Consider the following 16,058-nt stretch of genomic DNA (forward strand, 5'->3'; position numbering starts at 1 on the left):
ATGGCAGAGTGAGTCTTTCGGCGGTGATTGTGAGCCGGCGACGAGTGAGGACCAGCGATGAGTGAGGACCGGCAGTGAGCGAGGACCGGCAGTGAGCACCGTGTACGACTGCAACGAATCGGACTCGCGGGAGGCCGGTATCCGCGCGGCGGTGGGGGCCGCCAAGGTGGGCAGACTGGTGGTCCTGCCCACCGACACGCTTTACGGTATCGGCTGCGATGCCTTCGACTCCGAGGCAGTGGCCTCGCTGCTGAGCGCCAAGGGCCGGGGCCGCGACATGCCGGTGCCCGTCCTCGTCGGGTCCTGGCACACCATCGACGGCCTGGTGCTGTCGGTGTCGGCGGATATGCGGGCGCTGGTCGAATCCTTCTGGCCGGGCGGGCTGAGCATCGTCGTGGAGCAGGCACCGTCACTTGCCTGGGATCTCGGTGACGCCGACGGAACGGTGATGGTGCGGATGCCGCTGCATCCGGTGGCGATCGAACTCTTGCGGGCAGTCGGCCCGATGGCGGTCTCGAGTGCCAACGTATCCGGGCAGCCGCCGGCGTCGACGGCCGCCGACGCGCGCGCGCAGCTCGGGGGCGAGGTGTCGGTCTATCTCGACGGTGGTCCGGCCGCGCTGGCGCAGCCCTCGACGATCGTCGACCTGACCGGAATGACCCCGCGGATCCTGCGCGAGGGTGCGGTGTCGGTCGCGGACATCGCCGAGGTTCTCGACATCGACCCGGCAGTGCTGACCGGAGACCGGTGAGCGGCGGTCGTCGCGGAACCTGTTGCGATGCATCCTGACGCGATCAGTCCCGAACCCGCACACCTGTCACTCGCGGCCTCCTCCGGCGGCGGGGCGGGCGTGCCGTTCCGGGAGCTGTTGCTGATCGGTCTGACCGCCGCGGCGGTCACCTACCTCGTCACCTCGCTGGTCCGGATGGGTGCGATCAAGGCCGGTGCCGTGGCTGTCCCGCGGACCCGCGACGTACATGTCATCCCGACCCCCAGACTCGGCGGCATCGGAATGTTCGCCGGTGTTCTCGCGGCGATCATGCTCGCGGCGAATCTCCCCGCGCTGACGCGTGGTTTCGCCTACACCAACGACATGAGCGCGGTGCTGGCCTCGGGCACGGTGATAGTCCTGGTCGGCGTCATCGACGACCGGTGGGGCCTCGATGCCCTGACCAAGTTCCTGGGCCAGGTGACAGCGGCCGGTGTCCTTGTCGTGATGGGCGTGAGCTGGTACCTGGTGCCGGTGCCGTTCGGTGACATCGACACCGTCGTCCTCGATCCCTTCCAGGCCGGCCTGCTCACCGTGCTCATCACGGTCTCCACCATCAACGCGGTCAACTTCGTCGACGGTCTGGACGGGCTGGCCGCGGGGCTGGGCGCCATCTCGGCGCTGGCGATCTGTCTGTTCTCGGTGGGCCTGCTCCGGGATCAGGGAGGTGACGTCAGCTATTACCCGCCGGCGTTGATCGCGGCCGCGCTGGCGGGTGCGTGTCTGGGCTTTCTGCCGCACAATTTCTCGCCCGCGCGGATCTTCATGGGCGACTCCGGGGCGATGCTGATCGGACTGCTGCTGGCTGCGGCGGCGACCAGTGCGTCGGGGCGCATCGCGATCTACTCGTACGGTCCGGCCGACGTGTTCACGCTCCTGAGCCCGTTGATCCTGGTCGCCGCCGTGGTGTTCATCCCGATGCTCGACATGCTGATGGCGGTCATCCGCCGTACCCGGGCGGGGGTGGGCTTTTACACGCCCGACAAGATGCACCTGCATCACCGGCTGCTCGAGCTCGGCCATTCGCAGCGCCGGGTGGCGCTGATCATCTACCTGTGGGTGGGTGTGCTGGCCTTCTCCGTCGCGGCCAGCACCATCTACCCGGTCAGGTATGTGGCCCCGGCTCTGGGCGCCGGGCTGGTACTGGCGCTGGGCGTGACGATGGCGCCGCGCCTGCAGCGCCGGTACGCGGAGTGGCGCACGAGTTCGCGGAGTGCGCGCTGAGCCGGCGTCCGCGGCCCCGAACATGGTGGGGGAGAGCGGTCCTGGGCCGCCGTGCGGGGCCAGGGTAAGGTAACAGTAAAACTACGTGTACTATCGACGGTAGTAGAGCAGATCTGCTCACGCCGACCAACCGGGAAACTCAAGAGATACCCCCCGGTGACGTCTTTATCCCTGTGTTGATATGGTCACAGAGCACCCGCGGGCCATCCGGTGTCACACTGGCTGTCCGGAACCCGTGCGGTACCCTGTGCCCGCTTGGCGGGCTGAGTCCGCGCAAAGCCGGCTTGAAGGAGCTGAGGAGAGGCGAATGACGACATCCGCACCCGAATCAGCCCCCGTCTATCCGCAGGCGCCCACGGGGCTTCGGCGGCCGGGGATCATCGCGGTCGTGGTCACGGCAGTCGTGGCAGGCGTATCGATCTGGCTCGGACACCCCTTGGTCGGGGTGTTCTTTCTTGTGGGCGTGGTCGGGGCATTCGTGAACGCGGTCGCCGTGCGCAACGTCGTCGGTGTCATCGCGGCAGAACCCAACCCGCACAAGAAATCTCTGGCCCTCAATTCCGCCGCCCGGCTGGGCGCCATCACGGTGCTGGCACTGGCGGCGGCCCTCCTGGTCCGGCCCGATGGGCTGGGCGTCATGTTCGGACTCGCGGTTGGACAGGTGATCCTGGTACTCAACACGGTGATCCCGGTGATGAAAGGACTGCGTAAGCAGCTATGAGCGAAACCTCCATCTTGGCGGCTTCCATCGAAGTTGGTCACCACAAAGAGGCCGAGTTCCTCGGGATGACCTTCAATATCGACACCATCATCGCCTCGGCGCTGGCCGCGGTGATCGTGATCGGCCTGGCGCTCTTCGTCAAGGCGAAGATGACGTCCGGCAAACCCAACACGGTGCAGATCTACTTCGAGACGATCACGGTGCAGATGCGCCAGCAGATCGAGCAGGGCATCGGCATGAAGATCGCCGGCTTCGTCCTGCCGCTCGCGGTCACCCTGTTCACCTACATCCTGATCGCCAACTGGATCGGCATCATCCCGTGGCAGTACGGCACCACCGACGACCACGGTGAGAGCGTGGCCCACGAGGTCCTGATGACCCCGTCCGGCGACGTCAACTTCGTCTACGCGATGGCCATCTTCGTGTTCGTCTGGTACCACGCGGCCGGCGTCAAGCGTCGCGGTATCATCGGCCATCCGATCAAGCTGATCAAGGGTCACGCCGTCGGCCTCGCCCCGATCAACATCATCGAAGAGATCGCCAAGCCCGTCTCGCTCTCCCTCCGTCTTTTCGGCAACATGTTCGCCGGCGGAACGATGCTCGCGGTCATCGCCATGTTCCCCGCCTACATCCTGTGGGCACCCAACGCACTGTGGAAGTCGTTCGACCTGTTCGTCGGCCTCATCCAGGCGTTCATCTTCTCGCTGCTGACTGTCCTCTACTTCAGTCAGGCGATGGAGACCGAAGACCATCACTGACGAAACCCCTGACCGGCGCCGCCGGGCAGGCCTATAGACCTGGCGAGTGAAATCGTCAGTTTCCACCCGAAAGGAAAGTTCAGAATGGATCCAACAATTGGTATGGGCGCCCTGATCGGCGGCGGTCTCATCATGGCCGGCGGTGCGATCGGTGCCGGTATCGGTGACGGTCTGGCCGGTGCTCAGCTGATCGCGGGTATCGCACGTCAGCCCGAGGCTCAGGGTCGTCTGTTCACCCCGTTCTTCATCACCGTCGGTCTGGTCGAGGCTGCTTACTTCATCAACCTCGCATTCATGGCGCTGTTCGTCTTCGCCACGCCGATCTCCGCCGACTGACGTCAGGTTCAATAGAAAGAATCAATCACCATGTATCTCGCCTCAGGATCCGAGGGTGAGGAAACCAACAACTTCCTGATCCCGAACGGCACCTTTTTCGTGTGCCTGTTGATCTTCGTAGTCGTGTTTTTGGTCATCAAGTTCTACGTGGTACCGCCGATCGTCCAGGTCCTCGACGAACGTGATGCCCGGGTTGCGAAGACCGCCGAGGACAACAAGGCGGCTGCGGCGAGCTACGAGGCTGCCACCACCGAGTACGAGGCCGCGCTCAAAGACGCTCGTGGCGTGGCAACCGGTATCCGGGACGAGGCGCGGGCACAGGGTAACGACGAACTGGCAGAGGCGAAGCGGCGCGCGACCGAGCAGGCCGACGCCGCTCTCGCCACCACCACGGCCGGATTGCGCACCGAGGCCGACGCGGCCGCGGCCACCGCGCAGCAGGACGTGGGACGTCTGTCGGAGACCCTCGCCGGCCGCGTGCTCGGTGTGGACGTCCGGACAGGTAAGGCATTTCAGGAGACGGTGAGCTAAACAGTGGAAATCTTCATCGGACAGCTCGTCGGCTTCGCCGTCGTCGCCTTCCTCATCTGGAAGTTCGTCGTACCGCTCCTGAAGAAGGCGGTCAAGAACACGCAGGACACCATCGGTCAGCAGATCGCTGACAGCGAGAGCGCCGAGGCCAAGGCCAAGGACGCGGCCGTCGCACACGAGCGTGCGGTCGAGAACGCCAAGGTCGAAGGCGAAAAGCTGCGTGAGAACGCCGTCGTCGACGCCGAGAACATCGTCGCCGACCTTCGGGTGCAGGCCGATCGCGAGGTTCGCCGGATCTCGGAGGGAAGCAGCAACCAGGGCGATCTCGTCCGGTCCACCCTGGTGCGCAAGCTGCGCACCGATCTGGGCCTGAGCGCGGTCGACCAGGCCGGCGACCTGGTGCGCGGACACCTCGCCGACCCGGCCGCCAAGGAACAGAGCGTCGATCGCGTCATCAGCGAACTCGAGGCGATGTCGGCCGCCACACCGGCCACGCACTCGCGTGCCGAGCTGATCGGCATTCATTCGCTGCGGGCCACCAGCCGCGACGCTGCCCAGGCAGTGGCCGAGGCCTTCGAGGCCGACGCAGCGGGCAAGGACGCCGCATCTCTCGTTACCGCATCCGATGACCTCACACAGATCATCGGACTGCTCGACAAGAACCCGGTGCTGCGCAAGAAGCTCACCGAGGACGACGAGTTCCCGCAGGGCAAGACCGCCCTGGTCAACTCGCTGTTCGCCGGTAAGGCATCCCCGGTGGCCGTGGACATCGTCGCCGCCGCCGCCCGGCAGCGCTGGTCGACGACCGCCGATTTCGGTACGGCGCTCCGGCGCCAGAACTCACTCGTCGTGCTCGCCGCCGCGGAGCGCGACGGCACCATTGAGAGCGTCGAGGACGAACTTTTCCGGGTCTCGCGACTCCTCGACGCCAATCCGCAGCTCGCTTCGCTGCTGTCGGACTACAACCACGACGCCGATAACCGGATCGGGCTGCTGGGCACGCTGATCGGCGGCAAGGTCGGCGCGCATACGCAGACCCTGCTCGCACACACCGTGCGGTTGCTGCACGGTCAGCCGATGGAGCTGGCCGTCGGCCATCTCGCCGAACTGGCCGCGGCGCGCCGCGGTGAGTCGGTCGCACACGTCATATCGGCATCGCAGCTCACCGACGCACAGATCCAGCGTCTCGGCGGTGTCCTGGCCAACATCTACGGTCGCCCCGTCTCGGTGCAGACCGAAGTTGACGAGGCCATCCTCGGTGGCCTGCGGATCGCAGTGGGCGACGAGGTCATCGAGGCCGACATCGCCACGCGGTTGGCCACAGCGGCCCAGACGCTGCCGCGCTGACCTCACGCCGACGCGCAACCTCACCACATCACCAGCACAGACCCGAACCGATTCAAGGAAAGACGAGAACACCCATGGCGGAGTTGACGATCTCACCAGAGGAGATCAAGGGAGCGATCGAGCAGTACGTCTCGTCGTTCGAGGCAGAGGCGTCCCGCGACGAAGTGGGCATCATCACCCACACCGCTGACGGTATCGCCCAGGTCAGTGGCCTGCCCGGGGCAATGGCCAACGAACTGCTCAAGTTCGAGGGCGGAATCCTCGGCGTGGCCCTCAACCTCGATGAGGACGAGATCGGCGCCGTCATCCTCGGTGACTTCCAGTCACTCGAAGAGGGCCAGCAGGTCAGCCGCACCGGTGAGGTTCTCTCGGTTCCGGTCGGTGACAAGTTCCTCGGTCGCGTCGTCGACCCGCTGGGCAGCCCGATCGACGGACTCGGCGACATCGAGGCCGAGGGCGAGCGCGTGCTTGAACTGCAGGCCGCCACGGTGCTGCAGCGTCAGCCCGTCGAGGAGTCGCTGGCCACCGGCATCAAGGCCATCGACGCGATGACCGCCATCGGCCGTGGACAGCGTCAGCTGATCATCGGTGACCGCAAGACCGGCAAGACCGCGGTCTGCGTCGACGCGATCCTCAACCAGAAGGCGAACTGGGAGACCGGCGACCCGAACAAGCAGGTCCGCTGCATTTACGTCGCGATCGGTCAGAAGGGTTCGACCATCGCCGGCGTCAAGACCGCTCTCGAAGAGGCCGGCGCGATGGAGTACACCACCATCGTCGCCGCCCCCGCATCGGACTCGGCCGGCTTCAAATGGCTCGCCCCCTACACCGGTTCGGCCATCGGCCAGCACTGGATGTACGAGGGCAAGCACGTCCTGATCGTGTTTGACGACCTGACCAAGCAGGCCGAGGCCTACCGCGCCATCTCGCTGCTGCTGCGCCGCCCGCCGGGCCGCGAGGCATACCCGGGTGACGTCTTCTACCTGCACTCGCGTCTGCTGGAGCGTGCCGCGAAGCTATCCGACGAGATGGGCGGCGGCTCGATGACCGCTCTGCCGATCATCGAGACCAAGGCCAACGACGTCTCGGCATTCATCCCGACCAACGTCATCTCGATCACCGACGGTCAGGTCTTCCTCGAATCGGATCTGTTCAACAAGGGTGTCCGCCCCGCCATCAACGTCGGTACCTCGGTGTCGCGTGTCGGTGGTGCCGCCCAGACCAAGGGCCTGAAGAAGGTCTCCGGTTCGCTGCGTCTGGAACTGGCACAGTTCCGTGAGCTCGAAGCGTTCTCCGCGTTCGCCTCCGACCTCGACGATGCCTCCAAGGCGCAGCTCGAGCGCGGCGCCCGCTGGGTGGAAATGCTCAAGCAGGACCAGTACAGCCCGTTCTCGGTCGAGGACCAGATCGTCTCGATCTACCTCTGCGGTGAGGGCCACTACGACTCCGTGCCGGTCAACGACATCCGCAACTTCGAGACGCAGCTGCTCTCGCACTTGCATCACAACGCCGCAGGCGTCTACGCCTCCATCGAGGGCGGTCAGGTTCTGGGCGCCGACCAGGCCGAGGTACTGGTCTCCGAGGTCGAGAACTTCAAGAAGGGCTACCTGACCCACGACGGCAAGCGTGTGGTCAACGACGCCAAGGTCGAGGCCATGGAAGCCGAAGACGTGGAGCGCGAAGCCATCAAGGTGAAGAAGTAGTCCGTGGACAACCGATTCTTTCGTCAGAAAGGGGTGAGGGTCCATGGCCAGCATCCGTGAGCTGCGCTCACGCATCCGGTCGGTGCAGTCGACCAAGAAGATCACCAAGGCGCAGGAGCTGATCGCGACCTCGCAGATCACCAAGGCGCAGGCTCGGGTGGCGGCGGCCAAGCCGTACTCGGCCGAGATGACCGAGGTGCTCGCCGAGCTGGCCGGCAGTGCCGGCTCGCTCGATCACCCGCTGCTGGTGGAACGGGAAGCACCCAAGCGTGCCGCGGTGCTGGTGGTCACCAGCGACCGCGGTATGTGCGGCGGTTACAACTCCAACGCGCTGCGCTCGGCACGTGAGCTCATCGCGCTCCTCGAAGAGGAGGGTAAGGAGCCCGTACTGTTCGCGACCGGGCAAAAGGGCATCGGTTACTTCAGTTTCCGCGGCCAGACGCTCGCCGGTTCGTGGAGCGGATTCTCCCAGAAGCCGACGTACAGCGATGCGGCGCGGGCCGCCGACCTGCTCGTGGAGCTGTTCATGGCGGGTTCGGACGAAACCGTCGAGCTTCCGGGCGGCGGAACCCTGCGGGGTGTCGACGAGATCCACATGGTCTACACGCGTTTCGTCACGATGCTGACGCAGACACCGGAAGTCCGGCGGGTCGCTCCGCTGGTTGTCGCCGATGCCGACGAAACCGACTCGTCGACACCGGATCGCAACTACAGCTTTGAGCCCGGCGCCGATGCGCTGCTCGATTCGCTGCTGCCGAAGTACGTGGCCACGCGTATCCACGCGGCACTGCTGGATTCGTCCGCGTCGGAGTCGGCCGCGCGTCGTACCGCCATGAAGGCGGCAACCGACAACGCCGAGGAACTGTCGAAGTCGTTGTCCCGTGAGGCCAACCAGCTGCGTCAGGCCCAGATCACCCAGGAACTCAGCGAGATCGTCGGCGGCACTGCCGCACTGAGCTGAGTGCGGCGGCACGAGCGCGCCCAAACCGAAACGTTTACCCAAGAGGAAGTGACCCAACCACAATGACCGCAGCTGTTACGACACCAACGGAAGGGAAGGCGGGCTCGACCCAGGGCCGCGTCGTCCGCATCATCGGCCCCGTGGTCGACGTCGAGTTCCCCCGGGGCTCGATCCCTGAACTGTTCAACGCCCTCCACGCAGAGGTCACGCTGGCGGCCGTCGCCAAGACGCTGACCCTCGAGGTTGCCCAGCACCTCGGCGACAACCTGGTGCGTACGATCTCGATGCAGCCGACCGACGGCCTGGTCCGTGGTGCTGCGGTTTCCGACACCGGCTTCCCGATCCGGGTGCCCGTCGGTGACGTGGTCAAGGGTCACGTGTTCAACGCGCTCGGTGACTGCCTCGACAGCCCGGGACTCGGCCGTGACGGCGAGCAGTGGGGTATCCACCGCAAGCCCCCGGCCTTCAGTGAGCTTGAGGGCAAGACCGAGATCCTCGAGACCGGCATCAAGGTCATCGACCTGCTGACCCCCTACGTGAAGGGCGGCAAGATCGGTCTGTTCGGTGGTGCCGGCGTCGGCAAGACCGTTCTGATCCAGGAGATGATCACCCGTATCGCTCGCGAGTTCTCGGGCACCTCGGTGTTCGCGGGCGTCGGTGAGCGTACCCGTGAGGGCACCGACCTCCACCTCGAAATGGAGGAGATGGGCGTTCTCGGCGACACCGCCCTGGTGTTCGGCCAGATGGATGAGCCGCCGGGCACGCGTATGCGCGTGGCCCTGTCCGCGCTGACGATGGCGGAGTACTTCCGCGATGTGAAGCACCAGGACGTGCTGCTGTTCATCGACAACATCTTCCGTTTCACCCAGGCAGGCTCGGAGGTCTCGACCCTCCTCGGCCGTATGCCTTCGGCCGTGGGCTACCAGCCGACGCTGGCCGACGAGATGGGTGAGCTGCAGGAGCGCATCACCTCGACCAAGGGTCGTTCGATCACCTCGCTGCAGGCCATCTACGTGCCCGCCGACGACTACACCGACCCGGCGCCGGCCACCACGTTCGCCCACCTCGATGCAACCACCGAGCTCTCGCGCCCGATCTCGCAGCTGGGTATCTACCCCGCCGTGGATCCGCTGACCTCCACCTCGCGCATCCTGGAGGCCTCGATCGTCGGTGACGAGCACTTCCGCGTCGCCAACGAGGTCAAGCGCATTCTGCAGAAGTACAAGGAACTGCAGGACATCATCGCCATCCTCGGTATGGACGAGCTGTCCGAAGAGGACAAGGTGACGGTGCAGCGTGCCCGTCGTCTGCAGAAGTTCCTCGGCCAGAACTTCCTGGTCGCCGAGAAGTTCACCGGCCAGGTCGGTTCGGTCGTGCCACTCGCCGACACCATCGAGGCCTTCGACCGTGTCTGCAAGGGCGAGTTCGATCACCTGCCGGAGCAGGCGTTCAACAGCTGTGGCGGCCTTGACGACGTGGAAGCCGCCGCTGCCAAGATCGCCGGAAAGTAGCACATCGCCATGGCAGACAAGTCCTTCCACGTGGAGGTCGTCTCCCCGGACCGGGAGCTGTACTCGGGATCGGCGACATTCGTGATCGCCCAGACGACCGTGGGCGAGCTCGGTGTTCTGGCGGGGCACGAGCCTCTTCTCGGTGAGCTTGTGCCCAGCGGTTTCGTCGCGATCGTCGAGGAGAACGGCACCCGCAAGGCTGCCGCCGTCGAGGGCGGATTCCTCTCGGTGACCGGCGAGCGGGTGACCATCCTGGCCGATTCGGCCCAGTGGGCCGACGACATCGATGTGGCTGCCCAGCGTGCCGCACTCGAAGCGGCCGAGCCGGGCAGCGCGGAGTACAACCACGCGCACGCCCTGGTGAAGGCTGCGGAGAGCCTGAACAAGTAGCACCGCACGATTCTGGTGTGATCGGCCATTCGGAACGCGAGTTCCGGATGGCCGATTTGTTGTGGAGGCTGTCTTCTGTGGGCTGCGTCGCAGGCGTGGCCCTCGTGTTGTTCCAGCCGTCCGGTGGTGGCATCCTGTACACCAAGTATGGCCGGTCAGCGCCGATGGCAGCCCAGTTCTGTCGGCGCGGAGCCGACCGCTCACCTGGAGGTGCCTCCCCGGTGGATATTGCCATCATCGTGCTGAGTGTGTTGCTGGTGCTCGCGGCTGGTGTGGCGATAGTCCTGGCGTACCGCATCACCAGGCTTCGCAGCGTGGGTACGCCCTGCCTTCTGCGTCGTATCCCGGCGGCCGCCGACCAGGGTTGGCGGCACGGGGTGGTGCGCTACGACGAGATCGGCATCGCCTTCTATCGTCTCAGCACACTGAGGCTCGGTGCCACCGTGACGCTGTTGCGGCAGAGCACCGAGATCGTGGCCCGGCGGCGTCCGGAGGGTACCGAGGCGGACATCCTCGACGGCCTTGTGGTCCTCGAGGTCGCGCCCGGCGCGGACGGGCGTGGCGGTGCGTTCGAGATGGCCATGACCCAGGGGGCGGCCACCGCGTTCCAGTCGTGGATCGAGGCCCGCCAGTCGGCGCGTTCGCAACGCCGTCGGGCCTAGGCCCGGCGGCGGAGCCGTTCTGTCAGGCTTCGCGTCCCGGATGTTCCCGGTCCCCGCCCGGAACCCATTTCACATCGCCCTGACCGTACGGCGGATGCGTGGCCACGCGGGCGAGGATGAACAGCAGGTCAGAGAGCCGGTTGAGGTATTTGGCCGGCAGCACGCCGGTTGATTCGGGGTCCGCGTCGATGGCGGCCCACGCCGAACGTTCGGCCCGCCGCACGACGGTGCGTGACTGATGCAGCAGCGCGGCGAACACCGAACCACCGGGCAGGATGAACGAATCCAGATTCGGCAGCGGTTCGCCGTAGTGGTCGCACCAGTGCTCCAGGGCGTCGATGTAGGCCTGCTCGATACGCAGTGGCGGGTACTTCGGGGATTCGACGACGGGGGTGGACAGGTCGGCGCCGGCGTCGAAGAGGTCGTTCTGCACTGTCCGCAGGACGGTCACGATGTCGTCGGGAATGCTCCCGCCGAGGGCGAGCGCCACGCCGATCGAAGCGTTGGCCTCGTCGCAGTCGGCGTAGGCGACGACTCTGGCGTCGGTCTTGGCGACTCGCGAGAAGTCGCTGAGCCCTGTTGTCCCGTCGTCGCCGGTCCGGGTGTAGATCCGCGTCAGATGTATGGCCATGGGTGCAAATCTATCGTGGTGACCGGTCCGTGTTGGCAGGTGAGGGCCAGGTGACGACGGTGGCGGGTGGTGCCGGTTAAGGTGTGAGCGTGGCAGATCGGTTCTTGGTGAGTGGTGGGGCACGGCTCGAGGGCGAGGTGGTCGTCGGCGGTGCGAAGAACAGCGTGCTCAAGCTGATGGCGGCCGCGTTGCTGGCCGAGGGCACCACCACGCTGACCAACAGTCCGGATATCGCGGACGTCCCGTTGATGGCGGATGTACTGCGTGGTCTGGGTGCCGCGGTCACGATCGACGGCGACACGGTGGCCATCGAGTCGCCGGCCGAACCCAAGTATCACGCCGATTTCGACGCGGTGAAGCAGTTCCGTGCCTCTGTGTGCGTCCTGGGTCCGCTGATGGCGCGTTGTCGTCGCGCGGTGGTCGCGCTGCCCGGCGGCGATGCCATCGGGTCCAGGCCACTGGACATGCATCAGGCGGGTCTGCGGGCGCTGGGTGCGCACAGTTCGATCGAGCACGGTTGTGTGGTGGCCTCGGCCGACACGCTGACCGGTGCCGGCGTGGCGCTGGAGTTTCCGTCGGTCGGCGCCACGGAGAATATTCTGATGGCCGCGGTCCTCGCCGACGGGGTGACCACCATCGACAACGCGGCGCGCGAGCCGGAGATCGTCGACCTGTGCGAGATGCTCGTGCAGATGGGCGCCCGGATCGACGGCGCCGGATCGTCGACGCTGACCGTGGAGGGCGTCCGGCAACTGCATCCGACGACGCACCGGGTGGTCGGCGACAGGATCGTCGGCGCCACCTGGGGGATCGCGGCCGCGATGACGCGCGGCGATGTGACCGTGCACGGTGTCGCCCCGGCACATCTGCAGTTGGTGCTCAACAAGTTGCGCGACACGGGTGCGGTGGTGGAGACCTTCGATGACGGGTTCCGGGTGCGCGCAGACGCCAGGCCGCGGGCCGTGAACGTCTCGACATTGCCGTTTCCCGGTTTCCCCACCGACCTGCAGCCGATGGCAATCGGTTTGGCGGCGGTTGCCGACGGAATGTCGCTGATCACCGAGAACGTGTTCGAGGCCCGGTTCCGGTTCGTCGAGGAGATGGTCCGTCTCGGCGCGGATGCGCGCACCGACGGTCATCATGCGGTGATCCGCGGGGTTGATCAGCTCTCCAGTGCGCCGGTGTGGTGTTCGGACATCCGGGCGGGAGCGGGCCTGGTGCTCGCGGGCCTGGTGGCCGACGGGGTGACCGATGTGCACGATGTGGAACACATCGATCGTGGCTATCCCCGGTTCGAGGAGATCCTGCGCAGCCTGGGTGGCCGGATCGAACGGGTTACCGGCTGAGTCACCCGATCCCGGCCGCCGTGTCGACGGTACGGCGGCTCCGGAGCCCGTGCGGGCCGGCCCCGGTACGGACGGGACCGGTGCCGGTGACGGACAGGTGTCGGCCCCGTTGGGAGGGTTCGGTACCTGACCGGATGGATAGTCTGTGCATGCGGACATATGAATCTGTGGACAGGTATTCGGCGGCGGGTCTAGCGTTCAGCCTATGACGTCCACCACATCCACCACGCTGGCGATGCATATGAGCGACGGCATCGTGAACGCGCCGGTGTCGGTCATGTTCGCGGTGTTCGCGGCCGGGTGCCTGGCCTTGTGCGGCTGGCGGGCCCGTGCCGATCTCGATGAACGAGCGGTACCGATGGCCGGCCTCGTCGCCGCCTTCATCTTCGCGGTGCAGATGATCAACTTCCCGATCCTTCCCGGGGTGAGCGGGCATCTGCTCGGTGGCGCGTTGGCCGCGCTCCTGGTCGGCCCGTACGTCGGGGCGCTGTGCATCTCGATCGTGTTGGTGGTGCAGGCACTCCTGTTCGCCGACGGCGGGGTGTCGGCGTTGGGTACCAACATCACCAACATGGCGATCATCTCCACCTTCGCCGGCTTCGGTGTGGCGATGGCCGGTCGCAGATTCCTCACCGGGCAGTCGGGAGGGCGGGGCCTGACGGTCCTCGCGTTTGTCGCCGCTCTCGTCGGAACTGTCTGTGCCGCAACCGGATTTGTATTTCAGTATGCGCTGGGCGGGGCGGGCGACTCATCGCTGGCGACGGTGGCCGGGTACATGTGGGGCACGCATCTGCTGATCGGTGTCGGCGAAGGTCTGATCACCGCGGTGACGGTGACCGCGGTGGCCAAGGCGCGGCCCGATCTGGTGTATCTGTTGCGCCGAACACGCCCGGCCGATGTGCCGGGACGCCGGTCGGTGACGAGTGAGGGAGTTCGGGCATGAGTATCGTCGACGATCCCGGCGCGCAGGGAACGGGCACCGCACGGCCCGGGACCGAACAGGACGGGACCGAACAGGACGGGAGCGGCCGTCGGCCGTGGTTACGCAGGCACGGGTTCCTCGTGGCATTCGGCCTGGTGGCGCTGGTCATCGCCGGCGTCCTGTCGTACGCGGCCAGTTCGTCGCCGGACGGACTGGACTCGGCCACCCAGCGGGGGTGCCAGACGGTCATGGTGAACGGCGCTGAACAACTGCACGGCAACTGCATCGCCCAGCACGCCACGGACCACGCGATGTCGTCGTCGCCGCTGGCCGACTACAGCGTCTCGGGTCTGGGCAATTCCGGCGGGATCGCCGGGGTGCTGGGGGTTGTCGTCACGGTGCTGGTGGCCGGCGGACTGTTCTGGCTGCTGGCCCGCGGTCGCCGTGACGGCGCCGGACGCTGACGCGGCGGGGCGATCCGATGGGAGCAGGACATTCGCATCCGCTGTACCGGCAGGGTGATTCACCGGTGCATCGCGCGCCCGCCGAGGCCAAGCTGGTGTGCCTGGTCGTCTTCGTCTTCGCGGTGGTGGCGGCACCCCGCGAGGTGTTCTGGCCCTATCTGGTTGTCGCGGGAATCCTCATCACGGTGTGGGCGATCGCGAGGATTCCGCTGCGGTGGATCGCGCCGCGGATGCTGATCGAGGCGCCGTTCGTCGTCCTGGCGATCCTTCTGCCGTTCTCCGAGGGCGGTGAACGCACCGAGGTCCTGGGCATGTCGCTGTCGGTCTCCGGCCTCTATGCGGCGTGGGGGATTCTGGTCAAGGGCACCCTCGGTGTCGCTGCCTCGCTGACGTTCGCGGCCACCACCCGTGCCGACGAACTTCCGATCGCCCTGTCGCGGTTGGGGGTTCCGGCGATGATCACCCAGATTCTGGTGATGATGCTGCGGTACGTCGATCTCCTGGCGGTACAGGCCGGGCAGCAGCGCATCGCCCGGACGGCGCGTGGTGACGATCCCCGTTTCGCCCATCAGGCGGCGGCGATAGCCAAAGGTGTCGGGTCACTGTTCCTGCGGTCCTACGAGCGCGGTGAGCGGGTTCACCTGGCAATGACCTCGCGCGGGTTCAGCGGGCGTGTGCCCGAACTGCCGGGCCCGTCCTCGCGGGTGAAGGCCGGTGCGGCGCAATGGCTGACGGTGACGATGCCGGCGGTGGCCGCGGTGGCTGTATCGGTGACGGCCTGGAAACTGCTGTGACGAGATGCAATGCCGTGAGCAGATGCAACGCTGTGAGGAGAGGTAACGGTGTGGTCTAGACGAACGCGGGCGGGTAGCTCGGATGAACCCGGCACCGCCGTGGCCGTTGAACCCGGTACCGCAGTGACCGTCCCGGGTGCTCCCGCGATCGCGGTGACCGGGCTGGGTTTCACCTACCCCGACGGGCATGTCGCGCTCGATGGCATCGACCTGACGGTGCGGCGGGGGGAGCGGGTCGCGCTCCTCGGGCCCAACGGTGCGGGCAAGACCACGCTGATGCTGCATCTGAACGGCGTGCTCCGGGCCACCGCGGGGGAGGTGGCGATCTCGGGGATAAAGCTGGGGGACAAGTCGGTTCGCGATATCCGGCGGCGGGTGGGCCTGGTGTTCCAGGACCCCGACGACCAGCTTTTCATGTCGACCCTCGCCGAGGATGTGGCGTTCGGCCCGGCCAACTTCGGCGTCGCCGGTGCGGAACTTGCCGCCCGCACCGATGAGGCGCTGGGTGCGGTGTCGATGACCGCGCACGCCCATCGCGGCGCCACCCATCTGTCCGGGGGGCAGCGTCGGCGCGGTGCTTTGGCAACCGTACTCGCCTGCTGCCCAGACATTCTCGTTCTCGACGAACCGTCGGCCAATCTCGATCCGCTGGCCCGCAGGGAACTGGCGCACACATTGCTCGGATTGAAGCGGACCATGCTGGTGGTGACCCACGATCTGCCGTACGCCGCGCAACTGTGTGAGCGTGCCGTCGTCATCGACGCCGGCCGCATCGTCGCGGATGGTCCGATCGTGGACATTCTCGCGGATGCGGCGCTGCTGGCCCGGCACCGGCTGGAGCTTCCGTGGGGTTTCGACGCCGAGAGTCTGCGGCGGGCCTGGGCCGCCGGCGTCGGTTAGCGCACAGCTAACTGGCCACTCGGGCAGGGGTGTACCTGACCGGTGGTGGGTCGTGCGGATGTGAACGGACGGTTTGTCTCCGAGGCCC

The 16,058-nt window shown here is 66.4% G+C and carries 18 protein-coding genes; 17 read left to right on the forward strand and 1 reads right to left on the reverse strand.

The annotated features are described in order from the left end of the window. Positions 1–91: 91 nt before the first annotated feature. The 12 genes from GII31_RS07995 (at position 92) to GII31_RS08050 (ending at position 10,913) form a co-directional block, all read left to right on the forward strand. Complete coding sequence (locus GII31_RS07995; RefSeq protein WP_213248383.1) at positions 92–751, forward strand: L-threonylcarbamoyladenylate synthase; 660 nt, start codon at positions 92–94, stop codon at positions 749–751. Between the two features lie 27 nt (positions 752–778). Then, entirely contained in the window at positions 779–1,993 is a 1,215-nt protein-coding gene (locus tag GII31_RS08000) for a glycosyltransferase family 4 protein (protein WP_213248385.1), read from the forward strand. Between the two features lie 307 nt (positions 1,994–2,300). Next, entirely contained in the window at positions 2,301–2,714 is a 414-nt protein-coding gene (locus GII31_RS08005; protein ID WP_213248387.1) for an ATP synthase subunit I, read from the forward strand. Continuing rightward, positions 2,711–3,472 (forward strand): F0F1 ATP synthase subunit A, encoded by a 762-nt coding sequence (gene atpB / locus GII31_RS08010; RefSeq protein ID WP_213248389.1) that lies wholly within the window; start codon positions 2,711–2,713, stop codon positions 3,470–3,472. The genes GII31_RS08005 and atpB overlap by 4 nt, the downstream gene beginning before the upstream one ends. A gap of 84 nt (positions 3,473–3,556) precedes the next feature. Then, entirely contained in the window at positions 3,557–3,808 is a 252-nt protein-coding gene (locus tag GII31_RS08015; protein WP_213248391.1) for a F0F1 ATP synthase subunit C, read from the forward strand. Between the two features lie 30 nt (positions 3,809–3,838). Then, positions 3,839–4,339, forward strand: a complete 501-nt coding sequence (locus GII31_RS08020; RefSeq protein WP_213248393.1) for a F0F1 ATP synthase subunit B — start codon at positions 3,839–3,841, stop codon at positions 4,337–4,339. A 3-nt stretch (positions 4,340–4,342) separates the two neighbouring features. Then, positions 4,343–5,686 carry a F0F1 ATP synthase subunit B/delta gene (locus GII31_RS08025; protein ID WP_213248395.1) on the forward strand — a complete coding sequence of 448 codons (1,344 nt, stop codon included), beginning with the start codon at positions 4,343–4,345 and terminating at the stop codon, positions 5,684–5,686. Between the two features lie 74 nt (positions 5,687–5,760). Further along, entirely contained in the window at positions 5,761–7,389 is a 1,629-nt protein-coding gene (gene atpA, locus GII31_RS08030; RefSeq protein ID WP_213248397.1) for a F0F1 ATP synthase subunit alpha, read from the forward strand. Positions 7,390–7,432: 43 nt separating this feature from the next. Further along, entirely contained in the window at positions 7,433–8,350 is a 918-nt protein-coding gene (locus GII31_RS08035) for a F0F1 ATP synthase subunit gamma (RefSeq protein WP_213248399.1), read from the forward strand. A gap of 62 nt (positions 8,351–8,412) precedes the next feature. Beyond that, a complete protein-coding gene (gene atpD / locus GII31_RS08040; protein ID WP_213248401.1) occupies positions 8,413–9,861 on the forward strand; it encodes a F0F1 ATP synthase subunit beta in 1,449 nt (482 codons plus the stop codon). A 9-nt stretch (positions 9,862–9,870) separates the two neighbouring features. Further along, complete coding sequence (locus GII31_RS08045; protein ID WP_213248403.1) at positions 9,871–10,251, forward strand: F0F1 ATP synthase subunit epsilon; 381 nt, start codon at positions 9,871–9,873, stop codon at positions 10,249–10,251. Between the two features lie 221 nt (positions 10,252–10,472). Then, the gene (locus GII31_RS08050; RefSeq protein WP_213248405.1) at positions 10,473–10,913 is read left to right on the forward strand and encodes a DUF2550 domain-containing protein; all 441 of its coding nucleotides are present in this window, start codon (positions 10,473–10,475) and stop codon (positions 10,911–10,913) included. Between the two features lie 22 nt (positions 10,914–10,935). Here GII31_RS08050 and GII31_RS08055 read toward each other — a convergent pair whose 3' ends face one another. Further along, positions 10,936–11,544 carry a cob(I)yrinic acid a,c-diamide adenosyltransferase gene (locus tag GII31_RS08055; protein ID WP_213248413.1) on the reverse strand — a complete coding sequence of 203 codons (609 nt, stop codon included), beginning with the start codon at positions 11,542–11,544 and terminating at the stop codon, positions 10,936–10,938. Positions 11,545–11,633: 89 nt separating this feature from the next. On the opposite strand from GII31_RS08055, the gene murA reads away from it, so the two are divergent. The 5 genes from murA to GII31_RS08080 all read left to right on the forward strand — a co-directional run bounded on the left by murA (position 11,634) and on the right by GII31_RS08080 (position 15,970). Continuing rightward, entirely contained in the window at positions 11,634–12,890 is a 1,257-nt protein-coding gene (murA, locus tag GII31_RS08060; RefSeq protein WP_213248415.1) for a UDP-N-acetylglucosamine 1-carboxyvinyltransferase, read from the forward strand. 205 nt (positions 12,891–13,095) lie between these two features. Further along, complete coding sequence (locus GII31_RS08065; RefSeq protein ID WP_213248417.1) at positions 13,096–13,833, forward strand: energy-coupling factor ABC transporter permease; 738 nt, start codon at positions 13,096–13,098, stop codon at positions 13,831–13,833. Further along, positions 13,830–14,276 (forward strand): PDGLE domain-containing protein, encoded by a 447-nt coding sequence (locus tag GII31_RS08070; protein WP_246222165.1) that lies wholly within the window; start codon positions 13,830–13,832, stop codon positions 14,274–14,276. The genes GII31_RS08065 and GII31_RS08070 overlap by 4 nt, the downstream gene beginning before the upstream one ends. A 17-nt stretch (positions 14,277–14,293) precedes the next feature. Continuing rightward, positions 14,294–15,070: a cobalt ECF transporter T component CbiQ gene (gene cbiQ / locus GII31_RS08075; RefSeq protein WP_213248419.1), complete on the forward strand. Its 777-nt coding sequence runs from the start codon at positions 14,294–14,296 to the stop codon at positions 15,068–15,070. A 99-nt stretch (positions 15,071–15,169) separates the two neighbouring features. Continuing rightward, positions 15,170–15,970: an energy-coupling factor ABC transporter ATP-binding protein gene (locus tag GII31_RS08080; protein WP_407649924.1), complete on the forward strand. Its 801-nt coding sequence runs from the start codon at positions 15,170–15,172 to the stop codon at positions 15,968–15,970. Positions 15,971–16,058 lie beyond the last annotated feature (88 nt).

It is taken from the genome of Gordonia pseudamarae, from assembly GCF_025273675.1.
GTDB lineage: Bacteria > Actinomycetota > Actinomycetes > Mycobacteriales > Mycobacteriaceae > Gordonia > Gordonia pseudamarae.